This window comes from Providencia sp. PROV268 (genome assembly GCF_028477805.1).
GTDB lineage: Bacteria > Pseudomonadota > Gammaproteobacteria > Enterobacterales > Enterobacteriaceae > Providencia > Providencia stuartii.
This window is the reverse complement of record NZ_JAMPLW010000048.1, coordinates 1-4866: the sequence shown is the minus strand read 5'-3', so window position 1 is coordinate 4866 and position 4866 is coordinate 1. Positions and strand designations below refer to the sequence as shown.

General features: G+C 37.4%; 6 protein-coding genes and 1 pseudogene. 2 read left to right on the top strand and 5 right to left on the bottom strand.

Features of this window, described 5'->3' with window-relative positions; all coding sequences use genetic code 11:
• Positions 1-452 (top strand): antirestriction protein ArdA (locus PR699_RS19430; protein ID WP_272577895.1); only part of this gene is annotated, 452 nt, incomplete at its 5' end.
• Between the two features lie 418 nt (positions 453-870).
• Here the strand turns inward: PR699_RS19430 and PR699_RS19425 are convergent.
• The 4 genes from PR699_RS19425 to PR699_RS19410 all read right to left on the bottom strand — a co-directional run bounded on the left by PR699_RS19425 (position 871) and on the right by PR699_RS19410 (position 3315).
• Positions 871-1008, bottom strand: a complete 138-nt coding sequence (locus PR699_RS19425; protein ID WP_167732495.1) for a hypothetical protein — start codon at positions 1006-1008, stop codon at positions 871-873.
• 85 nt (positions 1009-1093) lie between these two features.
• Positions 1094-1567 (bottom strand): nucleoside deaminase, encoded by a 474-nt coding sequence (locus tag PR699_RS19420; protein WP_144141546.1) that lies wholly within the window; start codon positions 1565-1567, stop codon positions 1094-1096.
• A 255-nt stretch (positions 1568-1822) separates the two neighbouring features.
• Positions 1823-2143 (bottom strand): acid-activated periplasmic chaperone HdeA, encoded by a 321-nt coding sequence (gene hdeA / locus PR699_RS19415; RefSeq protein WP_193451000.1) that lies wholly within the window; start codon positions 2141-2143, stop codon positions 1823-1825.
• Between the two features lie 275 nt (positions 2144-2418).
• Positions 2419-3315, bottom strand: coding sequence for a YadA C-terminal domain-containing protein (locus PR699_RS19410; protein WP_272573035.1), 897 nt, complete (start codon positions 3313-3315; stop codon positions 2419-2421).
• A 189-nt stretch (positions 3316-3504) separates the two neighbouring features.
• On the opposite strand from PR699_RS19410, the pseudogene PR699_RS19405 reads away from it, so the two are divergent.
• A pseudogene (locus PR699_RS19405) lies at positions 3505-4082 on the top strand (DDE-type integrase/transposase/recombinase); the annotation flags it as partial.
• Here the strand turns inward: PR699_RS19405 and PR699_RS19400 are convergent.
• Positions 4082-4866: IS3 family transposase (locus PR699_RS19400; protein WP_272573034.1), on the bottom strand; the 785-nt coding region annotated here is incomplete at its 5' end. The pseudogene PR699_RS19405 and the gene PR699_RS19400 overlap by 1 nt on opposite strands.

The following is a 4866-nucleotide window of genomic DNA, read 5'->3' as shown; positions in this document are numbered from 1 at the left end:
TAGAACACTGTTTAATGCGGATTGGCATTGATGGTATTCACTATGAAGAGTATTTCTTGACCGACTATGAATCCTCCATTGATGGCCTTTCTTCTTACATTTCAGAATACAGCCTTTTAGATGAGTTGAACGAGTTAGCCTCGCGATTAGCCATGTTATCGCCTGATGAAATTAACCTTTATCAGGCGGCAATTGAAATCGGTTCTTCAGCGAGTTCAATCCATGATTTAATTCATTTAGCGGATAATTTAGATTCTTTCCAGCAATTAGCGGGAGTCAATAATGAATATGATTTAGGTTATTACTGGATAGAAGAAAGTGGTTGTTATGATTTAGCACAACTGGGGCATTTATCCCATTACTTTGACTATGAACGCTATGGACGTGATGTTTGTCTTGAACAAGGCGGAATTTTTCACAGTGGGGGATATGTTTATCATACGGGTGGGTAGATAGGACAACAGAATGAGAGTCAAACCGCTTTCATCTCTTAAGGCGGGAAATAAAGAATGCTGTGGTACCCCAATAACATCCATAATCTAGAACGTTAATCAAACTAAACTCTATTTTAAGCCATCTTTACGGACATCCGTAAAGATGGCTATTATGGTGTTCTTTTTTTATTTAATGTAAACCATTAAATGGATATTTATCTTACTGTGATGACAAATGCACTAGTAGAAGCAAGATAGCCACATATTGGCTTTCAACATAACACCTTATGCACCATCCCCCTTGGTGTAAGTAGAATGGACGAGTGTTAATCAGGTGGCCTTGCGCACATTGCAGTTTCAGCTTTTGGTTGCCCTTTTCAGGGTTAAGCCATACACCACCCTAGACCGCCACGATTTGGGCGATTTTGGCCTTAAGCTATTCAGAATAGGCTTGGGTACTTTGCCCCACATTACTAGGCCAACTGTCAATCACAGCAAGAAAAGCGCGTTGTTGTTCCGGCGGCGCATGACGCAGAGCAAAGCCTGCTTTTTCGGGTAATTTAATCAATATCATTAGTTACCTACTAATCATGTCATCGTGACTCGTTATCTTATGAGTTAACTTAACCGATATTTTCATTGTTGACCGACGTTTGATGCTAAGTCGTCGGTTGAAAATATTGTGTATAAATTAACATTGCCTTCTCTTTTAAAACACCGTGAGTCACCTCAGGCTTAAAAGGGCTTTTAGCGAAAATCTCATCACTGCCTAACATAATGTTAAACCCCGCAATCTCAGCTAGCTCATCATGAGAAAGGCTATAAACCATCCGACCTAATTGACTCCATACCATCGCACCGGAGCACATACAACAGGGCTCACAACTGGTATACAGCGTGTACTCAGATAAATTCATGATTTTATGCTCAGAACAATACTGGCGAATAAGGCCTAGCTCTGCATGATAGGTTGGATCACTTTCAGTGTGTATGTGATTTTCACCTGTCATTACGACTTGATTGTCTTTAACGAGTACGGCACCAAAGGGCTCATTACCTTTCTTTGTTGCCTCAGCGGCTAACTCAAGTGCCTGTGCCATAAATTGTATATCTAGCTCACGCTGTTTTTCCATATATCACTTCCTTTATGAGTTCATTTTGCTTATTTCAAGATTTATTACTGATTGGTAATTGTCTGTTAGCATTATTTTTAGGACAATTGACAGATTTTTTAATCGATAGGATAATCGTTTTTTGCCCTTATTGGACTCTTACTGCTATAAAATAAAAGGATTAAGCCTAAAACAAAGCTCAATCCTTGAAAAATAATTCACTTATATCATCTAATTATTTATTTTTACTGTCTGATTACCCCAGCACTTTTTACCTCACCATTTTTTCAAATATTCTTCGACTTTTTGAATAAATGACTCTTTAGGGGCTTTTTTACACGCATCGACAATCAAGGGAGTTACCGTTTCGATACCACTAATATTTAAAGTGGGGTCTTCTACTTTTCCTTTTTGTGTCACAATCTCTGCTGCACCAATGGCGGTTGGATAAAAGTTGTCATCGATGACCAAAAAGTCTTCACACTTCCATTGCGATACAGGTTTAGTGTCCGTTACAGGTTTAGTGTCCGTTGTTGCGAAAGCGGAAGTCGCCATTAAAGACATTGTAATAATACCGGCAAATAGAGCTTTATTCATAAATATCACCTCATTATATGTAATATTCCGACCAAACATAAATTTAAATATAACTGATTATTTTAAAAAGAAAAACAATCCAAATCAGATTACCTTATCAACATGTTAAGCCTTACAAGTGTGCGCATAGCATAATATTCCGTTGTTACATAATACCTTTGATTTTTATAGTGGTAATTAATGCCGTTTAAATAGGACAACGCTATAAGCAAGAAAAGCTCGCATTGCGAGCTTTTTAATTATTGAGGATAATAACGAGGTTTATTAGTTAATAATTACCATTCAAAGTTTACACCAACATTGTACGTAACACCTTTAAAATCATCAGTATTTGTAGCGATCCCAGCTTTTACTGCTGTATTTTCATCAAAACGATATCCGGTACCCGCAGCAATTGCTGTTTTGGACTCATAACCACCAAGAGCCATAGTCGCATTTAACTTTCCAACACCATATGGCTGGAATAAGCCATTTAGAGCAGCTTGCGATGCAAATCCACGTTTCATTGTATCATTCAGATCATCAACTTTCTGATCTAAACGGTCAACTCGAGAGTTTAATTTATTGATATCTTGACGATTTTTAGCAATATCAGATGTATTTTTATTGATACTTGCAGCATAGTTATCATTAGTTGCCCATTGCTGTTGCCAATAACTTTCATTACTAGCTAAAGCATTGCCGACTAAATAATTAACCTTTTTCTGTTCTTCTAGAGAACTATCTAATTTTGTATTAGTATCTTTGATAGCACCATTTGTTTCTGCTAATGCTGCTTTACCATCGGTAATCGCTGTTTCAATGCGCTTATCAGTATCTGCTTTATTCTTTTCGATAGCCTCATTTGTTTCTGCTAGTGCTGCTTTACCATCGGTAATCGCTGTATCTAATTTCGTATTAGTATCCTTGATAGCATCAGTATTTTTATCAACTTGCTTACCTAATACGTGCGCCGCTTCATAACTATCTTCTCGATTATAAGTAAATTTACCACCAACTGTTGAGCCATCTGGGTTAAGTATCGGTGGTGACGTTGGCGCTTCACCTGTAGGTAACTTGTTAATAATACTATCAGGATTATATATTGGTGGCTGAGGTATCTCAGATGCAAAAGCAGCGCAGGATAATCCTAATGTTGTAATTATTACTGCTGAGATTTTAGTTAATTTCATAAAAACTCCTAGTATTTATTTAACACACTTCAAAACATAGAGCTGAATTATACATATAACAAAATAAAGATCTACAAATTGATCTTAATGCAGAATAAAAATCTTTTTACAATGATCTGATAAAGATCATCAAATACAGATCAATATAAGATGATCTTTTGGTGACTACATTTAAAAAACATAGGTACCCTATCGGTCATTAAAGCGTGTAAACTAAAATCGCTACCTCGCGCTTCGTTTTATCGAAAGACTCAAAACTGGCGCGAGAAAGATTAAATCGTCATCGATACCATACAATCCGTTTTAGCGAAATCGCCACAGTCGGGATTCTGGAAATGCTATTTTCGACTGAGATTTCAAGGTTATCCTTTTAATTATAAACGAGTTTATCGCGTTTATTGTCGATTATGATTAAATCTGAAACGACGGGTTAAAAAAGTGCTTCCAAAGCGTGAAAAAAGACTATTAGTAATAGAGAAAGTCCCGAATATTCAATGAGCATTGGATTTTATGCAAAACAGTTTATATTGCGGCAAACGCTTCAGAACCCTCAATATTATTGATGAAGGAACACATGAATGCCTAGCGATCGAAGTTGATACGTCATTACCAGCTGAACGAGTAATCAGGGGGCTTGATCGTTTAAAAGCCGAAAGAGGGGTGCCGAAACAGATCCGAGTCGATAATGTCCCGAACTTATTTCAGTTAACTTATTGAACTATTGTGAAGATAACCGAATTTCACTATGCTGTTCTGCACAACAAAATTAGGACACTTTTCTGAAAGAGTTTTCATACTCCACAGGCGATAAATAATTATTTGCCGTGTGTAATCGCGTTAAATTGTAATAACGAAGATAATCCAGCACGTCTTGTTTTATTTCTGATCGATTTGCATGAGGTCTTTTAAATAGCCAATCATGTTTTAAACTTCCAAAAACTCGTTCAACTACCGCATTATCCCAGCAAGCCCCTATATCACCTTGACTTGAGCGCATTTCATAACTTTTCAGTAACGCTTGATATTGCCCACTTGTGTATTGGCTTCCTCGGTCACTGTGAAACACACAACCCTTTGAAGGCGAACGTAAGTTATAGGCCATCATTAACGCTTTACTTATCAAGGCAGTATCTATTTTGGATGACATGTGCCAACCCACAATACGCCGAGAATATAAATCCATCACAATAGCTAGATAAAGCCAACCTTCCGGTGTCTTTAAATAAGTGATATCGCCAGCCCAGATTTCATTCGCTGCTACCGGATTAAAATTTTGATTTAATAAATTATCCGCAGTCGCTTTATTTTTCGATGTAACTCGATATTGTTTTCTTTGCTTAACCACTAACCCTAACTGCTTCATGAATTTTCGAGCTCGATAATCACTGATAGCATAACCTTCTTTGCGTAATTGAGCCACTAACATGCGATAACCTAAGCTTTGCCGGCTTTCCCTAAAGAGGGAGCAAGCTTTTTGATGCAATTCAAGCGTGTCATCATCAAGTGGCTTAACGGGGCGCTTTTGCCAAGTATAAAACGTTGAACGGCTGA

What these genes read in the sequence shown, in the direction of transcription:
- hdeA (WP_193451000.1), bottom strand. Translation starts at nt 2,143, where the DNA reads ATGAATAAAGCTCTATTTGCCGGTATTATTACAATGTCTTTAATGGCG.
- PR699_RS19410 (WP_272573035.1), bottom strand. Translation starts at nt 3,315, where the DNA reads ATGAAATTAACTAAAATCTCAGCAGTAATAATTACAACATTAGGATTA.
- PR699_RS19420 (WP_144141546.1), bottom strand. Translation starts at nt 1,567, where the DNA reads ATGGAAAAACAGCGTGAGCTAGATATACAATTTATGGCACAGGCACTT.
- PR699_RS19425 (WP_167732495.1), bottom strand. Translation starts at nt 1,008, where the DNA reads ATGATATTGATTAAATTACCCGAAAAAGCAGGCTTTGCTCTGCGTCAT.